The sequence below is a fragment of the Streptomyces lasiicapitis genome, from assembly GCF_014646335.1.
Taxonomy (GTDB): Bacteria; Actinomycetota; Actinomycetes; order Streptomycetales; family Streptomycetaceae; genus Streptomyces; species Streptomyces lasiicapitis.
Genome location: NZ_BMNG01000007.1, coordinates 276924 through 294027 on the forward strand (window position 1 = coordinate 276924; position 17104 = coordinate 294027).

General features: G+C 71.4%; 16 protein-coding genes. 10 read left to right on the top strand and 6 right to left on the bottom strand.

Annotated elements, in window-relative coordinates; all coding sequences use genetic code 11:
• Positions 1-50: 50 nt before the first annotated feature.
• From IEY91_RS17520 to sph, 3 genes are all read left to right on the top strand, one after another.
• On the top strand, positions 51-1166 hold the full coding sequence (locus IEY91_RS17520) for a carboxylate-amine ligase (RefSeq protein ID WP_189174685.1): 1116 nt from the start codon (positions 51-53) through the stop codon (positions 1164-1166).
• Between the two features lie 30 nt (positions 1167-1196).
• Positions 1197-1769: a GNAT family N-acetyltransferase gene (locus IEY91_RS17525; RefSeq protein WP_189174686.1), complete on the top strand. Its 573-nt coding sequence runs from the start codon at positions 1197-1199 to the stop codon at positions 1767-1769.
• A 184-nt stretch (positions 1770-1953) separates the two neighbouring features.
• Positions 1954-2934 carry a sphingomyelin phosphodiesterase gene (sph, locus tag IEY91_RS17530; RefSeq protein WP_189174687.1) on the top strand — a complete coding sequence of 327 codons (981 nt, stop codon included), beginning with the start codon at positions 1954-1956 and terminating at the stop codon, positions 2932-2934.
• Between the two features lie 77 nt (positions 2935-3011).
• Here sph and IEY91_RS42655 read toward each other — a convergent pair whose 3' ends face one another.
• Positions 3012-3590, bottom strand: coding sequence for a GtrA domain-containing protein (locus IEY91_RS42655; protein WP_373287966.1), 579 nt, complete (start codon positions 3588-3590; stop codon positions 3012-3014).
• 621 nt (positions 3591-4211) lie between these two features.
• On the opposite strand from IEY91_RS42655, the gene IEY91_RS17540 reads away from it, so the two are divergent.
• The 3 genes from IEY91_RS17540 to IEY91_RS17550 all read left to right on the top strand — a co-directional run bounded on the left by IEY91_RS17540 (position 4212) and on the right by IEY91_RS17550 (position 7509).
• Complete coding sequence (locus IEY91_RS17540) at positions 4212-5765, top strand: carotenoid oxygenase family protein (RefSeq protein ID WP_373287967.1); 1554 nt, start codon at positions 4212-4214, stop codon at positions 5763-5765.
• A 178-nt stretch (positions 5766-5943) separates the two neighbouring features.
• Complete coding sequence (locus IEY91_RS17545; protein WP_189174688.1) at positions 5944-6369, top strand: VOC family protein; 426 nt, start codon at positions 5944-5946, stop codon at positions 6367-6369.
• Between the two features lie 36 nt (positions 6370-6405).
• Positions 6406-7509 carry a winged helix DNA-binding domain-containing protein gene (locus IEY91_RS17550; RefSeq protein ID WP_189174689.1) on the top strand — a complete coding sequence of 368 codons (1104 nt, stop codon included), beginning with the start codon at positions 6406-6408 and terminating at the stop codon, positions 7507-7509.
• 67 nt (positions 7510-7576) lie between these two features.
• Here IEY91_RS17550 and IEY91_RS17555 read toward each other — a convergent pair whose 3' ends face one another.
• From IEY91_RS17555 to IEY91_RS17565, 3 genes are all read right to left on the bottom strand, one after another.
• Entirely contained in the window at positions 7577-10444 is a 2868-nt protein-coding gene (locus IEY91_RS17555; RefSeq protein WP_189174690.1) for a type 2 lanthipeptide synthetase LanM family protein, read from the bottom strand.
• A 12-nt stretch (positions 10445-10456) separates the two neighbouring features.
• A complete protein-coding gene (locus IEY91_RS17560) occupies positions 10457-10657 on the bottom strand; it encodes a DUF6229 family protein (protein ID WP_189174691.1) in 201 nt (66 codons plus the stop codon).
• Between the two features lie 188 nt (positions 10658-10845).
• Entirely contained in the window at positions 10846-11256 is a 411-nt protein-coding gene (locus IEY91_RS17565) for a Fur family transcriptional regulator (RefSeq protein ID WP_164327677.1), read from the bottom strand.
• 367 nt (positions 11257-11623) lie between these two features.
• Between IEY91_RS17565 and katG the strand changes: the two genes are divergently transcribed.
• Complete coding sequence (gene katG / locus IEY91_RS17570) at positions 11624-13831, top strand: catalase/peroxidase HPI (protein ID WP_189174692.1); 2208 nt, start codon at positions 11624-11626, stop codon at positions 13829-13831.
• Between the two features lie 137 nt (positions 13832-13968).
• On the opposite strand, the gene IEY91_RS17575 is transcribed toward katG, so the two are convergent.
• Positions 13969-14223 carry an EF-hand domain-containing protein gene (locus IEY91_RS17575; RefSeq protein WP_189174693.1) on the bottom strand — a complete coding sequence of 85 codons (255 nt, stop codon included), beginning with the start codon at positions 14221-14223 and terminating at the stop codon, positions 13969-13971.
• Between the two features lie 208 nt (positions 14224-14431).
• Here IEY91_RS17575 and IEY91_RS17580 point away from each other — a divergent pair, with 208 nt between their 5' ends.
• The 3 genes from IEY91_RS17580 to IEY91_RS17590 are packed head-to-tail and all read left to right on the top strand — an operon-like array spanning position 14432 to position 15847.
• Entirely contained in the window at positions 14432-14884 is a 453-nt protein-coding gene (locus tag IEY91_RS17580) for a DUF3995 domain-containing protein (protein ID WP_189174694.1), read from the top strand.
• Positions 14874-15398, top strand: coding sequence for an RNA polymerase sigma factor (locus IEY91_RS17585; protein ID WP_189174695.1), 525 nt, complete (start codon positions 14874-14876; stop codon positions 15396-15398). The genes IEY91_RS17580 and IEY91_RS17585 overlap by 11 nt, the downstream gene beginning before the upstream one ends.
• Entirely contained in the window at positions 15395-15847 is a 453-nt protein-coding gene (locus tag IEY91_RS17590) for an SRPBCC family protein (protein WP_189174696.1), read from the top strand. Before IEY91_RS17585 ends, IEY91_RS17590 begins: the two co-directional genes overlap by 4 nt.
• A gap of 69 nt (positions 15848-15916) precedes the next feature.
• Here IEY91_RS17590 and IEY91_RS17595 read toward each other — a convergent pair whose 3' ends face one another.
• Entirely contained in the window at positions 15917-16981 is a 1065-nt protein-coding gene (locus tag IEY91_RS17595) for a glycoside hydrolase family 5 protein (RefSeq protein WP_189174697.1), read from the bottom strand.
• Between the last annotated feature and the right edge of the window lie 123 nt (positions 16982-17104).

Here is a 17104-nt window from a genome sequence, read left to right on the forward strand (position 1 = left end):
GGTGTGAGGCCCGGGTGACCCCCTGTGTCCGTCGTGAGAAGCTCGCGCTCATGCGGAGTGACGGACAACTGACGATCGGGGTGGAGGAGGAGTACCTCGTCGTCGACCCGGCGTCGCGGGCCGTGCGTTCGTGCGCCGACGCCGTGGCGTCGGTCGCCGCGAAGCGGCTGGGTGCGGAACGGGTCGGGGACGAGATCACCCGCTTCCAGATCGAGGCGAGGACGCGGCCGCACGCCGAGCTCTCCCAACTCGCCGAAGAGATACGGGAGATGAGGCGGGCCGTCTTCGGCGCCGCCGCGCAGCAAGGTCTTGCCGTGGTCTCGTCCGGGTCACCGGTGCTCGGCGACGTACTGCCGCTGCCGCTCACGCCCGCACCCCGGTACGCCCGCAGCCTGGAGGTGTTCCGGGCCCTCGACGACGAGCAGTGCGCGGGCGCCTGCCACGTCCACATCGGCCTTGCGGACCGCGCCCTCGCCCTGAAGGTCAGCAACCACCTGCGGCCGTGGCTCCCCGTCCTCGTCTCCCTCACGGCGAACTCCCCCTACTGGGCCGGGCGCGACACCGGCTACGCGAGCTGGCGCACGCTGTCCTGGGCCCGCTGGCCGATCGCCGGGCCGCCGCCGTACTTCGAGTCCGTGGCGCACTTCGACGAGCTGGTCGGCCGGCTGCACGCCTCCGGGGCGGTCATGGACCCGGGTGGGCTCTACTGGGACGTTCGGCCGTCAGCACATGTCCCCACCCTCGAAGTGCGGGTGGCCGACGCGCTGACGACCGCCGACGAGACGATCGTGTACGCGGCGCTGGTACGGGCCTTGGTGGCCACAGCGCTGCACGCCGTGCGAGCCGGAGACCAGGCACCGAATCCCTCGCCGGAGGTCCTGCGCGCCGCGTACTGGCGCGCCGCCCGCGACGGCCTGACCGGCCAGGGCTTCGACGCACACTCCGCCCGCCCCCTGCCGGCCGAGGCCTTGGCCGACCTGCTGTTCGCCCACGTCCGCCCGGCACTGGAACGGAGCGGGGACCTGGAGAACGTACGAGAAGGATGGGCGTGGCTGCGGGGCAACGGAACGGGCGCCCACCGACAACGCCGCGCCCATGACCGCAGGACCCGCCTGGAGGACGTCGTCGACTACTTGATCACGGCGACCTCCCCCGGGCTGCCGTGAGCGGGCCGTACTCCATGGGATCGTGACCCCATGGTCATCGAAGTCCGCCCGGCCTCGACCTTCGAGGACGTCCGCGCCGTGCTCGGCCCGAAGTCGCCCACAGCCAACGTCTGCTGGTGCCTGAGCTACCGCATCCCCTCCAAGCTCAACAAGGAGCTGCGCGGCCCGGCCCGAGGCGAGTACGTATCCGAGCTGTGCGGCAAGCAACCCCCTCCGGGAGTACTCGCGTACGACGGCGACGACCCGGTCGGCTGGGCGGCGGTGGCCCCGCGCTCGGCCACCTCCTTCGCCCGCAACCGCAAGATCCCCCACGTCGACGACCTGCCGGTCTGGTCCCTGTGGTGCATCCGCGTACGCCCCGGCCACCGCAAACAGGGCATCTCCCACGCCTTGATCACCGGAGCGATCGCCTTCGCCCGCGCCAACGACGCCCCCGCGCTGGAGGCCTACCCCCTGGACAACGGCACCGCCCGCGTAGACCTGACGATGGCGTACCCAGGCCTCCGCAAAAACTTCGAACGAGCAGGCTTCACCCACACCGCCGACACCACATCGGTCCTCGCAGGCCACCCCCGAATCCTGATGCGCCTCGACCTGCGCTGACCCCTCGAGACCTCTAGCAAGACCTCCAGTAAGCCCTCTAGAAGTAAGGATCTGCGCCCGAAGTGTGATGACGCATCAAGTGATCATCACGTGCGCGCCACCTGGGCGTAACCCGCGGTGCCTTGGATGACGGGCGCCGGTGCGTTTGGCCGGAACCGTCCCCACCCCCACAGGGAGATCCTCCATGCCCCACCCCACGCCGCGTACGTACGCGGTCGGAGCCGTCAGCGTGGTGCTGGCCGCGACGGCGACGCTGGCCGCCACGGCGCCCGGCGCTTCGGCCGCCGAGGCCACCCCGCGCCTGAAGGTGCTCACGTACAACGCCTTCCTGTTCAGCAAGACGCTGTACCCGAACTGGGGCCAGGACCACCGCGCCAAGGCGATCCCCGCCGCCGGGTTCTTCCGGGGCAATGACGTCGTCGTCCTCCAGGAGGCCTTCGACAACTCCTCCTCCGATGCCCTTCAGCAGCACGCCAGGGGCGAGTACCCGCACCAGACGCCCGTCGTGGGCCGGTCCAAGAGCGGCTGGGACGCCACCGGTGGCGCCTACTCCTCGGTCACGCCGGAGGACGGCGGTGTGACCGTGCTCAGCAAGTGGCCGATCGTCCGCAAGGAGCAGTACGTCTACAAGGACGCCTGCGGATCGGACTACCACTCCAACAAGGGCTTCGCCTACGCCGTCCTCGACGTGCGCGGCACCAAGGTGCACGTCGTCGGCACCCACGCCCAGTCCACCGACCCCGGCTGCGGCGCCGGTGAGGCGGCCGCCACCCGCGCCAAGCAGTTCAAGGAGCTCGACGCCTTCCTCGACGCCAAGAAGATCCCGGCGAACGAGCAGGTCCTGGTGGCGGGCGACTTCAACGTCGACCGGCACAGCGGCGAGTACGCGTCGATGCTCGGCGACGCCGGCCTCGCGTCCGCCGACGCGCGCACCGGGCACCCGTACTCCTTCGACACGAAGGACAACTCCATCGCCGCCGAGCGCTACCCCGACGACCCCCGCGAGGACCTCGACTACGTGCTCCACCGCCAGGGCCACGCCCGTCCCGCCGGCTGGCGCAACGACGTCGTCAAGGAGACCAGCGCTCCCTGGACGGTGTCGAGCTGGGGCAAGGAGTACACGTACACCAATCTGTCCGACCACTATCCGGTGCTGGGCGGATAGCGCCCAGCAGCAGGTAGCCAAGAGGCAGCCTTAGCGGGCGGCGAGGGGCGCGTGCGCTCCTCGCCGCCCGTCGGCGCTCACGCGTCGAACGCGAGGTCCCGGACCGGCTTCCATCCGTACGTCCGGCCGGAGATCAGGCCGGAGCCCTCTCCGGTGATCCGCTCGGAGCCCTCTCCGGTCTCCCACGTGTACGACCACTCCACACCGCGATCGGTGACCTTGACGTGCACCTGAACGTCGGCCCCCTTCTTCTTGAGGTGCGGGCCCGCCGCCGCGAGGGCGTGCCGCTTGCCGGCCGCGAAGACGAACAGCCGCAGCACCACGAAGCGCCCCACGCCGGCGAGCGCGGACGCCGAGAGGTAGACGATCTGCTCGAGCATCGCGCTCGGCGCGCTCTGCGTCGAGTGCAGGATGAAGATGGCGGCGCTCGTCACGACGTACGCGGCCGCGGCCGTGCCCGCGGACTGGAGGTGGCCGCGGAGTCCGCAGCGCCCGCCCGCTCCGAAGGTGAAGCGCGCGTGGAGTTCCGAGGCGATGATCGTCGACACGACGGTGATGACCGCGTTGGCCAGTGCCCACGGCATCCATCCCGCGAGCATCGCGACCGCGAAGCTGGACGCGATGCCTATGCCGCCTCCGCAGAGCACGAAGCGCACGAAGGCCGTCCCCGGGCCGGGGGCGACCGCCGCCGGGGAGGCTTCGGAGGTCGACGGCGCGTCCGACGCGGGGTCTGAGGCGGAATCCGTGTCCGGAGTCGGAGCGGGACCTGGGTCCGGGGTCGGGTCCGGATCCGAGGTCGGGGCGACCGCCTCTGACGAAGGTTCACCCGAGGGTGCGTTGCGTTCCATCGGGCTTCCTCTTCCTCCCCGTCGGCGCGCTGCCCGCGCCCGACCAAACAGCGTGCGATGCAATGCACAACGTACGGTCACCGCACACTGTACGCAAGTTCCCCGAGTGTGCGGAGGTACTACCCCCGGGCCGGTCCTGCCACGCCGGACGGGTGCGGCAGCACACTCGTCGCGATTCCGGAAAATTCCGGAAATCCTGGGCGCCACCGCCGACTTGGTGCCGCGTGGGCCCGGGAGCAGCAGGATATCCACGCCGTTCCGCGCCCGGGTTCATGGCCCCGGCACCACGGCACGGGGGTGGTGCTGACGCCACCTCAACCCGGGTCCCAGGCCTCCTGACCCGGGGCCCGCGGCGGCGCAGGATTCTTCCTGTCACCAGCGAACGGTCCGGCCCCGGCGCCGGGCGATCGACGAGACCAACGGGGAGACATGATGACCAGTCATACGCGGCGGACGATTCTGCGGGGTGCGACGCTCGCGGCGGCGACCGGCGTGGCCGGGGGCCTCGGGCTCGGCGGCCGGTTCGCCCCGGCGGCGCAGGCCACGACGGCGGAGGCGGCGACGCGCACGGCAGCGGGCAGGGCGTCGGGAAAGACCACGGGCGCCGGAAAGGGCGCGTTGCCCTTCCTGGAAGGAGCCTTCGCCCCGGTCACCGAGGAACTGACCGCCTTCGACCTGAAGGTGACCGGCCGCGTGCCGCGCGACCTGGACGGCCGCTACCTGCGCACCGGCCCGAACGCCCTCGGCCTCGAGGACGTGCGGGCACACCACTGGATGCTGGGCGACGGCATGGTGCACGGGGTGCGGCTGCGCGGCGGGCGCGCCGAGTGGTACCGCAACCGGTGGGTGCGTTCGTCGCAGGTGGCGAAGAAGCTGGGCGAGCGGTATCCGGGCGAGGTGCCGCCGGACGACTTCGCGTGCAACACGCACGTGATCCCGTACAAGGGACGCATTCTGGCGCTTCAGGAGGGCGGGCCGCTGCTGTACGAGCTGGACGGCGAGCTCAACACGGTACGTCCCCACGACTTCCGCTCCACGCTGCGGGGCGCCTTCACCGCGCACACCAAGTACGACCCGGTGGCCGACGAGCTGCACGCCGTGACGTACTACCCGACCTGGGACCACGTACGACACCTCATGATCGACCGGACCGGCCGGGTCGCGCGGAGCACCAAGATCCCGGTGGCGGACGCGCCGATGATGCACGACTTCGCGCTCACCCAGAAGTACGTGGTGATCGTGGACGTGCCGATCACGTTCGACGCGGAGGCCGCCGAGGCGGGCGCGGTTGTCCCCTACATCTGGAACGACAAGCACCCGATGCGGGTGGGCGTGCTGCCGCGGACGGGCGGCACGACCCGCTGGTTCGAGGTCGACCCGGTGTACTACTCGCACACCCTCAACGCCTATGACCAGGGCGACACGGTGGTCGTGGACTTCTCCTCCATGCCCGCCCCCTTCTACGCGGCCGGGCGGGGCAGCGGCGGCCCCTCCGCGACGGGCGCGCCCGCGCTCGACCGCTGGACGATCGACCTGCGCGCGGGCCGGGTCGGCAGTGCCCGCATCGACGACCGCCCACAGGAGTTCCCGCGCGTCAACGAAGCCCGGGTGTCGCGCCGGCACCGCTTCGGATACACGGCGAGCGCCGCGGAGATGTGGCGTGCGTACGAGACCGTCGACGGAGTGCCGCCGGACGACAAGTTCACCAACTGCCTGGTGAAGCACGACATGTTGCGCGGCAGTCAGCAGGTGCACCGCTTCCCCAAGGGCGCGGCGGCCAGCGAGCCGGTGTTCGTGCCGCGCCGCGGTGCGCGCGACGAGGACGACGGCTACATCCTGTCGTACGTGAACGACCCCGACCGGGGCGCGACCGACCTGGTGATCCTCTCGGCACAGGACTTCACCGGCCGTCCGCTGGCCCGCATTCAGCTGCCGGGGCGGGTGCCGCTGGGTTTCCACGGGAGCTGGGTCGCGGACGCGTGACCCGCGTCGGCGGGACGCGTGACCCGCGTCGGCGGTCGGTGAACTTTCCGTCCGGCGTCACCCCACCGTGCCCCGAGTAGCGGTCACAACCTGTCCGCATCTCCTGCCACTGTGATCAGCGGACACCAAGAGCAGACCGGACCCGTCGGGCCGGTCGATCCAGAGGCGAGGAGCCATCATGTCCGTCAACGCCGTGCCCCACCTGAACTTCCGCGGTGACGCCCGTGCGGCGCTCACCTTCTACCAGTCCGTGTTCGGCGGGGAAGCCGTCATGGTCACGTACAAGGACGCGGGGAACGTCCAGGAGCCGTCCGAGGCGGACCAGGTGATGTGGGGCCAGGTGGCCGCGGGCAACGGCTTTCGCGTGATGGCGTACGACGTGCCCTCGCGTCTGCCGTGGAACCGGGGCGAGAACGCGTTCTTCATCTCGCTGCGCGGCGAAACCCCCGAAGAGATCACCGCGTACTGGGAGAAGCTCTCCGACGGCGCGACCGTCCTGCAGCCGCTGGGGCCCGCGCAGTGGGCGCCCCTGTACGGCATGCTCAAGGACCGGTTCGGTGTCACCTGGGTCCTGGACGTCGTCGTGGAATACGACGGCTCCTGACCGCGGAAGGACGGAACCGATGGCGAGGGTGACCCGATGACCGTTCTGGACAACCGGGCGCTCAACCGCGCCACGCTGGCGCGGCAGTTGCTGCTGGAGCGCGCCGACATACCCGCCCTCGACGCCGTGACGCACCTCGGCGGCCTGCAGGCGCAGGAACCGCAGGAGCCGTTCGTGGGGCTCTGGTCGCGGCTGCGCGGCTTCGACGCGCCGGTGCTCTCGGACCTGCTCACCGGGCGGCGCGTGGTGCGGACCCATCTCATGCGCCGCACCGTCCACCTCGTCACCGCCGAGGACGCCCTGGCCTGGCGGGCCCGCCACGACGCCATGCTGCGCCAGCGGGTCCTGGGGGTCTACCGCGGCGACCTCGCCGGGATCGACCTCGACGAACTCGCCGCGGCGGGCCGGGAGGTCCTCGCCGACGGCGAGCCACGCACGATGACCGAGCTGGCGCGGGCACTCGCCGAGCGCTGGCCCGGGCGGGAGCCGCGGGCCCTGGGCGAAATGCTGATCGGTGCCCTGATCCCGGTGGTGCAGATGCCGCCTCGCGGGCTGTGGCGCACCAAGGGAGGAGCGCGTTACGCCACGCTCTCCTCCTGGCTGGGCCGGGAGGCCGACCCGGCATCCCCCGACGGCTCCGACGACCCGGTCGGCCAGGCACTCGTACGGCGCTACCTGACCGCGTACGGCCCCGCCACCTCGGCCGACCTGCGCGCGTGGTGCGGGCTCGCGGGGCTGCCGACCGCGGTGGCCGCCCTCCGCGGGGAACTGGTCTCCTTCCGCGACGAGAACGGCCGCGAACTCCTCGACCTGCCGGACGCGCCGCGCCCCGACCCCGACACCCCCGCCCCGGTCCGGTTCCTCCCGGCGTTCGACAACGCGATCCTCGGCTACCAGTACCGCGCCCGCATCATCGACGACGCCCACCGCGGCCTGTCGGTCGCCGGCGAACGCGTCGTCCTCGTGGACGGCCGCGTCGCCGCGACCTGGCGCGTCGACGCCGACACCGTGACCGTCACCCCACTGCGCCGCTTCTCCCGCGCGGACCGCACCGCCGTCGCGGAGGAGGGGCGGGAGGTGGCGTGGTTCCTGTCCGACGGGGGGAGCTGTGGGGTACGGGTGGGGGCTTCTGCGGGGTGACGACGACGGTTCGGTGAGGGTGGCGTTCCGCCGCTCGTGACGACTTGGATCCGCATGCCGACGTGAGTCAGTCGAGGAGCAGGGGATTCGGCAGGGCGGCGTCCGGGTGCATGCGGAGGAGGGTGTGTAGGACTCCCGCGAGGCCGGACATGAGGCTGGGGGAGAACGCTTCGCGGGCCAAGCCGCCTACGGGGCCGCGTTGTTCGAGGCTCGTGAGGATCTCGGCGTCGAGGGAGGAAGGGTTGTCGAGGGACGAAGGGGCGTCGAGGGACGAAGGGGCGTCGTGGCCCGGCGTCGTGAGGAACTCCCACAGGCCCAGGTCGCCGTGGCACAGGGTGTGGCTCCAGCCGAAGCCTTCCGCCGCGCAGGCGCGGGCGGCGCGGTGGGCCATGTCGAGGTGTGCGGGATCGCCCGTGCGCCGGTGCAGGTCCAGCATGCCGATGCCGATGCCCGCGCTGCCGTGGCACCAGCTGGTGAAGAAGTCCTCCTCGGCGCCGACGCGTACGTCCAGCCAGTTGCCGAACTCCGGCCGGTAGAGGGACTCCTGGTAGGCGAAGGCCCGCTCGGCGAGGCCGGTCCAGTCGTGCCGGTCGGCCGCGGAGCCCGCGTCGCTGAGGGCGAGCCTGGCCAGGGTCCAGCCCACCCCGGTGGCGCCGTGGGCAAAGCCGCCGATGCCCTCGGGGTTGAGCCGGGTCGTCCAGCGGGCGCCGCTCGCGTCGAGTGCGGCAAGGCCGCCCAGGCGGCGGCCGATGTGCGCGGCGGCATCGAGCCAGCGGTCCTGGCCGGTCGCCCCGGCCAAGTTGAGCAGAGGTACGACCGCTCCGGCCACCCCGTTGAGGAGGTCCACCTCGACGTCGTCCGCGACCAACGGGCCGGAGGGGTCGAGGAGTTGGGCTCTCTCGGCGGCACGCTCCAGGAACCTGTCCTCGCCGAGCACGCGGTGCAGCGCCAGCCACGTCCACACCTGCGACGCGGCACCGCTGAACGCACCGGCCGACGGCGTCGGCGTACGGTCCTCCGTTTCGGCCAGGACCCGCAGCGCCCCCGCGCACGTCTCCGCGACCCCGGCCACCTCGTCCGCCCGCCCTGCCCGCACCTCGGTGACGTACTCCGCGAGCGCGAGAGCCACTCCGCCCTGCCCGGTGTAGAGGTCGGCGGGCAGCACCCTGATGGACCACCCTGCGGGCGTGAAGACCGGGCTGATCCAGGTGACCGTGCCGTCGCCGCCGCGCACCGCACCGTCGCACAGCCGCCGCACCATCTGCGCGGCAAGATCGCGGCGCCGTCGCTCCCGGTCGCGGGCGTGCGGATCGCGAGTGGCCGCCTGCACGCGCGCGGGCAGCGAACGCTCGTTGAGGTACGCGCCGACCAGCGCGTCCTGGATCACCGACTCCTCAAGGGCCAGGTCGGCGGTGCGCCAGTCCTCAACCGTGGCGCGGATCGCGGCGGCGTCCACGGTGAAGCCGCACAGCGGTACGTCGCCGGTCAGCAGCTCCGCGATCTCGGCGTCGATGGCCGCGCGGTCCGTCGGCGCGCCGGGCAGCACCTCGGCGTTGCGCCGCAGGATGTCGCGGGCCCGCTCGACCGCCGCCGCCTCGTCGTGCAGGGAGGCGGGGTGCCACAGCATCCGGCCGATCTCGACGTAGGCCTGCGTGGGCCGCAGGATCCGCCGCGCCCGTGCGCCCTCGAAACGGCTCAGGAGCCGGTGCGGATCGGTCCCGGCCCGGCGCAGGTGCGCGGTCATCTCGCGGAATCCGGCCAGGATCCGGTCCCAGTACGCGCTCAGGACCGGGGTGGGGCTGGGGTGGTTGCCCGCGGTGGGCATGGCGACGAGGTCGACCTGGAAGCGGGCCGCGGCGGTGCCGCCGTCGGCGATCACGGGGTTGGGGATCAGCGGCTGCTGGCCGGGCAGTGAGCCGACGCCGGAGATGTCCACCCCCGCGAGCGCGAAGCCGGTGCCCCGCACCGGCAGCAGGCCCGTACGCAGCACGGTCCGGCGGATCGCCGCCGCGGCCACGTCCACCGCGTCGCCCCGGCCGCTGGGCGGGAACGGCGCGGGGGCGTCGAAGAGCGTCTCGGCGTCCACGATCACCGGCACCGGGCCCGCGGCCATCATGTTCTCGGCGTGCATGTCGGTGCCGCCGGTGAGGCGGAGGACGGCCAGCCAGTGTCCGACGTTGCGGTAGAACGCGGCGAGTTCGGCGTCGTCCGCGCAGTAGCGGTGGCCGACGAACTCGGCCCAGCCGTAGCCGTCGCGCGCCAGGGTGCGCGGCACCCGGATGCGCTCGGCGGGCGCGGGGGCACCGGGGAAGTCGGCGTACAGCTCGTCGAGGAGGGCGCCCAGCGCGATGTCCGTCTCGGACGGCCGGGGCTTGTACATGACGCTGCCGCCGGCGAAGTCGGCCCGGCTGACCGTAAGTCCGCCCCGGTGGCTGTCGCCCGCCCCGAACACGACATCCCGCAACTCCCCCACGGGCGCCTGGAGCAGTGGCCGCAGCAGTTCACGGTCCGCGGCGAGGCGTCCGGCGAAACCAGCGGTCGCCGCCACCGAAAGCCGCGCCACCGACGCGACGCGGGCGCCGAGGCTCGGATACCGGCCGGCCAGCCGGTCGAGATAGCCCTCCTCGCCGGCCTGCTCGATGAACGCGGCCCACGTCCGAGTGTCGGAGTCGGGCGCCGCACCGCCCCGCCCGCCTCCCGCCGCCATCCGCAACGCGTGCAGCTCGATCAGGAACAGGCGGGACAGCTTCGCGTGCAAGGACTGCAGCAGGGCGGTGTGGCCGGCCTCGAGCACCACGTCCCGTTCTGCCCTGCCCAAGGCGTCGATCGCGCCAAGGCGGCGGGCCAGTTCGTCCCGCCACGGCCGCGCGATGTTCCGCACGGGGCGGGCGAACCAGTCCGCCTCAGGTCTCTTCTCCGGCGCCGCTTCGCTCACCGCCCCGGACGATCAGCAGCACCAACTGCCGAGCGAGCCACTGGGGCTGGAACAGAATCCGTACAGCGAGTCGGTCGCGTCGGTGAGCGCGGCCTCGCCGACCGTGCCGCCGACGTACAGCGGTCCCGCGGGATTGCTCTGGCCGTACGCGCTCTCCGCACCCGACAGCCAGGCGTCGAGCACGGCGGTGGTGGAAACGCTGGTCTGGGGCATCAGGGCCTCCGGACAGGGGGTGGGGGACGGTTTGCCCAGCCCCGAGTATCACCGGAACGCAACGCTCCTCGGACGTCTATTCCGGCCACAGTGAAGTGGTGCTCGCGTGGCGCCCGCGCCCTCGGCGGGACGCCGGTGCACGATGGACATCTCGGTGCGCGTGAGACATCCGCGTACGCACCGGAGATCTAGGCGCAGGACGGGCACAGACCGCGATAGGTGACCTCGGCCGCGGACACCGTGAAGCCGAAGCGCTGGTCCTGCGGGAGGTCGGCCAGTGGGCTGCCGGTCGGGTGGACGTCACGGATGGTGCCGCAGTTTGAACAGACCAAGTGCTGGTGCGGGTGGTGCGCGTTGGGGTCGTAGCGCTTGGCGCGGCCGTCGGTGGAGACCTCCATGACCTCGCCGAGGGACACCATCTCGCCCAGGGTGTTGTAGACGGTCGCACGGGAGATCTCGGGCAACAGGTGCGCCGCACGCGCGTGCACCTCGTCGGCCGTCAGGTGCACGTGGTCGCCGTCGAGGACCTCGGCGACGACACGCCGTTGAGATGTCACTCGCCAGCCGCGTCCTCGCAGCCGCTCCAGCAGGTCGCTCATATCGTTCACCTATTCAGGCTCGGTGGAGTACGCGGAGTTTACCGGTAGCTGTACGGAATCCGAATGGATATGGATCAGTTGAGCTTCTTGACCTGGACTCCGTCCATCGTAGGATCGGTTACCCGACGATGACCAAGGGATCGGACAGGTTTCGGCGTCGGCCCCGCCGGACCGGACCCTGTGCGACCGCCTGACCATGTTCGACGACACCGTCTCGATCGACGAGGCCATGGCCATCCTCCGGGGCTCGCGTCCCGACCTCCGGGGTTCGCGTCCCGACCCTTCGGGGCTTGCGCCCCGACCGTTCCACCGCGCAGTTCTCCGAGCATCACGATCCGCCCAGTTCGACCCGTTCGAAAGGATTCCCATGGCTGAGAACCCGGACGCAATCGTCACCGACGCCAAGACAGAGGGATGCCCGGTCCAGCACGGCCGCGCCCCTCATCCCACGCAGGGCGGCGGCAACCGCCAGTGGTGGTCGGACCGGCTCAATCTGAAGATCCTCGCCAAGAACCCCGCGGTGGCCAACCCGCTGGGCGAGACGTTCGACTACGCCGAGGCGTTCAACTCCCTCGACCTCCCGGCGGTCAAACGTGACATCGCCGAGGTGCTCACCACCTCGCAGGACTGGTGGCCCGCCGACTTCGGCAACTACGGGCCGCTGATGATCCGCATGGCCTGGCACAGCGCCGGTACGTACCGCATCAGCGACGGCCGCGGCGGCGCCGGTGCCGGTCAGCAGCGCTTCGCGCCGCTCAACAGCTGGCCGGACAACGCGAGCCTCGACAAGGCCCGCCGACTGCTGTGGCCGGTCAAGAAGAAGTACGGCCAGAACATCTCCTGGGCCGACCTCATGGTCCTCACCGGCAACGTCGCCCTGGAGACGATGGGCTTCAAGACCTTCGGCTTCGCCGGCGGGCGCGAGGACGTGTGGGAGCCCGAGGAGGACGTGTACTGGGGCCCCGAGACCGAGTGGCTCGGCGACGCGCGCTACACGGGCGACCGCGAGCTGGAGAACCCGCTCGGCGCCGTCCAGATGGGCCTGATCTACGTCAACCCCGAGGGCCCGAACGGCAACCCGGACCCGATCGCCGCTGCCCGGGACATCCGCGAGACGTTCCGCCGCATGGCGATGAACGACGAGGAGACCGTCGCGCTCATCGCCGGCGGCCACACCTTCGGCAAGACCCACGGCGCGGGCCCGGCGGACAACGTCGGCAACGACCCCGAGGCCGCGCCGATGGAGCAGCTGGGCCTCGGCTGGAAGAGCTCGTACAACACCGGTGTCGGCAAGGACGCCATCACGTCCGGCCTCGAGGTCACCTGGACCGAGACGCCGACCCAGTGGAGCAACCTGTTCTTCAAGAACCTCTTCGAGTACGAGTACGAGCTCACCCAGAGCCCGGCCGGCGCCAACCAGTGGGTGGCGAAGAACGCCGAGGCGATCATCCCTGACGCCTTCGACTCGTCGAAGAAGCAGCTCCCCACGATGCTCACCACCGACCTCTCGCTGAAGTTCGACCCCGTCTACGAGCCGATCTCGCGGCGCTTCTACGAGAACCCGGAGGAGTTCGCGGACGCCTTCGCCCGCGCCTGGTACAAGCTGACGCACCGCGACATGGGTCCGGTCGTCCGCTACCTCGGCCCGGAGGTCCCCGCCGAGGAGCTGCTGTGGCAGGACCCGCTGCCCGCCCGCACGGGTGAGCCGATCGGCGCCGCGGACATCACGTCGCTCAAGGAGCAGATCCTCGGCTCGGACCTCACGGTCTCGCAGCTCGTCTCCGCCGCCTGGGCTGCGGCCTCGTCCTTCCGCGGCAGCGACAAGCGCGGCGGCGCCAACGGCGCCCGGGTCCGCCTGGAGCCGCAGCGCAGCTGGGAGGTCAACAACCCGGACGCGCTCGCGCAGGTCCTTCGCACCCTCGAGGGCATCCAGGGGTCGTTCAACTCCGCGGGCGGCAAGCAGGTCTCGCTGGCCGACCTGATCGTGCTCGCCGGTGTCGCGGCCGTCGAGCAGGCGGCCAAGGACGGCGGCGTCGCCGTCGAGGTGCCGTTCACGCCGGGCCGTGTGGACGCCACGCAGGAGCAGACGGACGTGGAGTCGTTCGCCGCGCTCGAGCCGACCGCCGACGGGTTCCGCAACTACGCGGGCAAGGGCAACCGCCTGCCCGCCGAGTACCTGCTGCTCGACAAGGCGAACCTGCTCACCCTGAGCGCGCCCGAGCTGACCGTCCTCGTCGGCGGCCTGCGCGTCCTGGGCGCCAACCACGCCCAGTCCAAGCACGGCGTCCTCACGGACAAGCCGGGCACGCTGACCAACGACTTCTTCGTCAACCTGCTCGACCTGGGCACGACGTGGAAGTCGACGTCCGAGGCGCAGGACGAGTTCGAGGCCCGCGACGCGTCCGGTGCGGTCAAGTGGACCGGCACCCGCGCCGACCTGGTCTTCGGCTCGAACTCCGAGCTGCGCGCGCTCGCGGAGGTCTACGCGAGCGACGACGCGAAGGAGAAGTTCGTACGGGACTTCGTCGCGGCGTGGACCAAGGTCATGGACCTGGACCGGTTCGACCTGGCCTGATCCCGGCCTCGTCGGATCATGGCGCCCGGACACCTCGTCTGATCATGACGCCCGGACGCCTCGTCTGATCATGACGCCTGGACCGGCCGGCCCGCGCCGGCCGGTCCAGGCACTCCCCATCCACCGCCGGTCCTCTGTCAGCGCCAGCCGAAACGCCGGTCCACCACCGCCGCGAACTCCTCAAGGGTCAGCACCGCGTCCCCGTTCTGATCGGCGGCGTCGAAGAGCGCCGAGGAGTCCTCCGTGTCCCCCAGGCCCCAGAACGGCAGATCGCCCGAGGCGGCCAGGGACGGGCCCTTCGTCCGCAGGGCGATGATCACTTCCTCGCGGGTCAGCGTCCCGTTGTGATCGAGATCGAGCGCCTCGAACAGTTTCCGGGCCTTCTCACTCATCCGTCGTCCTCGTCCCTCGTAGTCGCAGGGCGGGCCACCCCACCCTGCTCACGGACGAGAACGACTCCGGCCCCCGTCCGGGTTCCCCACCCCCGCCACCCCGTTCCCGGGCCCCGGTTCTCAGAAAAGCCGTACTTCGTGGGAACGTTTCGCGCGGACGCCTCCTCCTCAGGGCGACGGAAACCCACAGCCGCCCCAGGAGGACCCCATGTCGTACCAGCCCGACACGCCCGCACCCACACGCGCCGCCGCCCTCGTCGCCTCGGTGCTCGCCGCGGACGCCGCCTTCCACCTGTACTGGACGACGGGGGCCACGTGGCCCGCGGCCGACGACCGGGCGCTGTCGCAGGCGGTGCTCGGCACGGAAGTGCCGTTCACGCCGCCGATCCTGCTGCCGCTCGTCGCCCTGCTCCTCACCGGCTCCGCGTTCGTCCTGGCCCGCTCCCGCCACCCCGGCCGGCGGCTGTTCCGCCTCGGCACCCTCGCCGTGGCAGCGGGCCTGTCCCTGCGTGCCGCGGCGGGCGTCTACTGGATGTTCGCCAAGGAGACCGGCACCACCTTCCACTGGCTCAACCTCACCCTCTACACCCCGCTGTGCGCCGTCCTGGCCGTCGCCGCCCTGCGCGTGGCGCGGGGGAAGGACACGGCCCGTGCCCGATGAACGCCCCGCCGCCCGCTCCGACGACCGGACCCTCCGGCTCGTGCGGGCGGCCCAGCGCGGCGACACCCTCGCCATGGCCGAACTCCTCGACGTCCTCGCCCCGTACGTGGGCCGGATCTGCGCGCCCATCGCCCTCGACCAGGGCCCGGACGCGGCCCAGGAGGCCCTGGTGGCGGTCTTCAAGTCGCTGCGTACGTTGAAGGACCCGGCCGCCCTGCGCGGCTGGGTCCGTGCCATCGCCGTACGGGAGGCGATCCGCACGGCACACCGCTCCGCCCGCTCCGTACCGGCCGATCTGAGCACGTTGCCCGCCCGCGGCGACCCCCAGCTCTCCGCCGACATCAGGGACGTACTGGACCGGCTCTCCCCCGAGCACCGCGCGGTGCTGATGCTGCGGGACGTGGAGGGCCTCGACGAGCGCACCGCCGCCGCCCTGCTCGGTGTGCGCACCGGCACCGTCAAGTCCCGGCTGCACCGGGCCCGCGACACCTTCCGGAAGGCGTGGACGTCATGACCGAGCCCTGGCCCCTCACCGACCTCGACTCCGTACGCCGCCTGCGCGCCCTGGCCGCCGGTGTACGGGGCGCCCACGTGACCGAGGCACACCTGGAGGCCCCCTTCGAACAGGTCTGGGCGCTCCTCGACGACCTGGAGGGCTCCTTCGGCCAGGTCGTGCCCGACATGGAGCGGCTGCGCGTGATCAGCAGGAACGGCGAGCGCGTCGAGGCGCTGGCGTACAGCAAGTACGGGATGCGGGCGCGGCTGCGCGGGGTGCGGCGGCCCGGCTGGTGCTGGCTGCAGAGCCGGTTCCTGCTGATCGGGGTCGCGGCGGCGCCCGAAGGCGCGGGTACGCGCGTGGCGTTCACGGGTGGGGTGCGGGTGCCGGGCCGTGCCGCGCTGATCCCTGTGGGAGTACGTCGAGAGGGCGGCCGCAGCGTACAGCGGTTGACGGACCTGCTGTGAAGGTGAAGGGGTGTGGTCGAGGAGGCCGGAGCGGTGGCCGGGACTCCCGCTCCGGTCCTCCTCCCGCGCTCAGAAGTCGTCGGCGCTGCGCACCCGGTCCCGTATCCAGGTGCCGGCCGGCTTGAGCGAGCCGGTGCCGGTCCAGGGGCCGTTCGCGTTGCAGGTGCCGCTCTTGAAGACGGCCCCGGTGCGGTTGTCGTCGGAGAAGTTCCAGTTGACCCAGCTGATCTTCTTCGAGGCCATCAGGTCCAGGTACTTCTGCGACATGGGGAAGTCGTTGGAGCCCTCGCCCGCGTAGTTCTGGGTGCCGAACTCCGTGACGAACACGGGGAGTTTGTCGGCGGCGCGGGACAGCGTGTTCAGGTACTCCTCGCGGTGCGAGAACGCGTAGAAGTGGAAGGTGTACATGATGTTCCCGGCCTTCACCGGGTTGTTGACCACCTCGGTCTCGCTGCCGTCCTCCGAGACGCCGAACGACGACCAGGCGCGGGTGCCGACCAGGACCGGGGCGTCGCCGTCGATGTTCCTGATCACCGGGATGATCTGCTCGGCGTAGGACTTGATACGGCTCCAGCTCACGCCACTGGGCTCGTTGGCTATCTCGTACAGGACGTTGTTCTTGCCTTTGTGCCGCTGGGCGATCTCGGTGAAGAAGGTCTTCGCCTTGGCGAGGTTGGAGTGCGGGTCGCCCGGGTCGAGCATGTGCCAGTCGACGATCACGTACATGCCGCGCGCGGTGGCCTTCTCGATGAGGGAGTGGGCCAGGTCGGTGAACTTGCGCGGGTTGGTCTCGTACCCGCCCTCCTGCACGTAGGTGGAGACGCGCAGGACGTCCGCCTTCCAGTCCCCGGCGAGGGCGTCGAGCGATCCGTCGGTCAGACAGTTCGCGTACCACTGGGTGCCGTGGCTGCTCATGCCGCGCAGCTGGATGGCCTTGCCGTTCTGGTTGCACAACTTGGTCCCGCAGACGGTGAGCTGTCCGTTGGCGGCGACCGGGGAGTCGGCGGCGGGGCGCGGGGTGGCGGGGTTCGCGGGGGCGGAGCGCGCCGCGGTGGCGGTGGCGGACGGGGCGGCGGAGACGACGGCTGCGACGAGCGCGGTGGCGAGGGTTGCTGCTAGGCGGACTGGTCTCACGGGGGCCTCCAGGCCGTTATCAGTTAGGAACCTTTCCTAACTGATAGATAGCAGCGGTGGAGGTGGTTCACAAGGTGCATGACAAATAGAAGTCTCCGAGAGCGGACTCTCGGCCCGGCACAC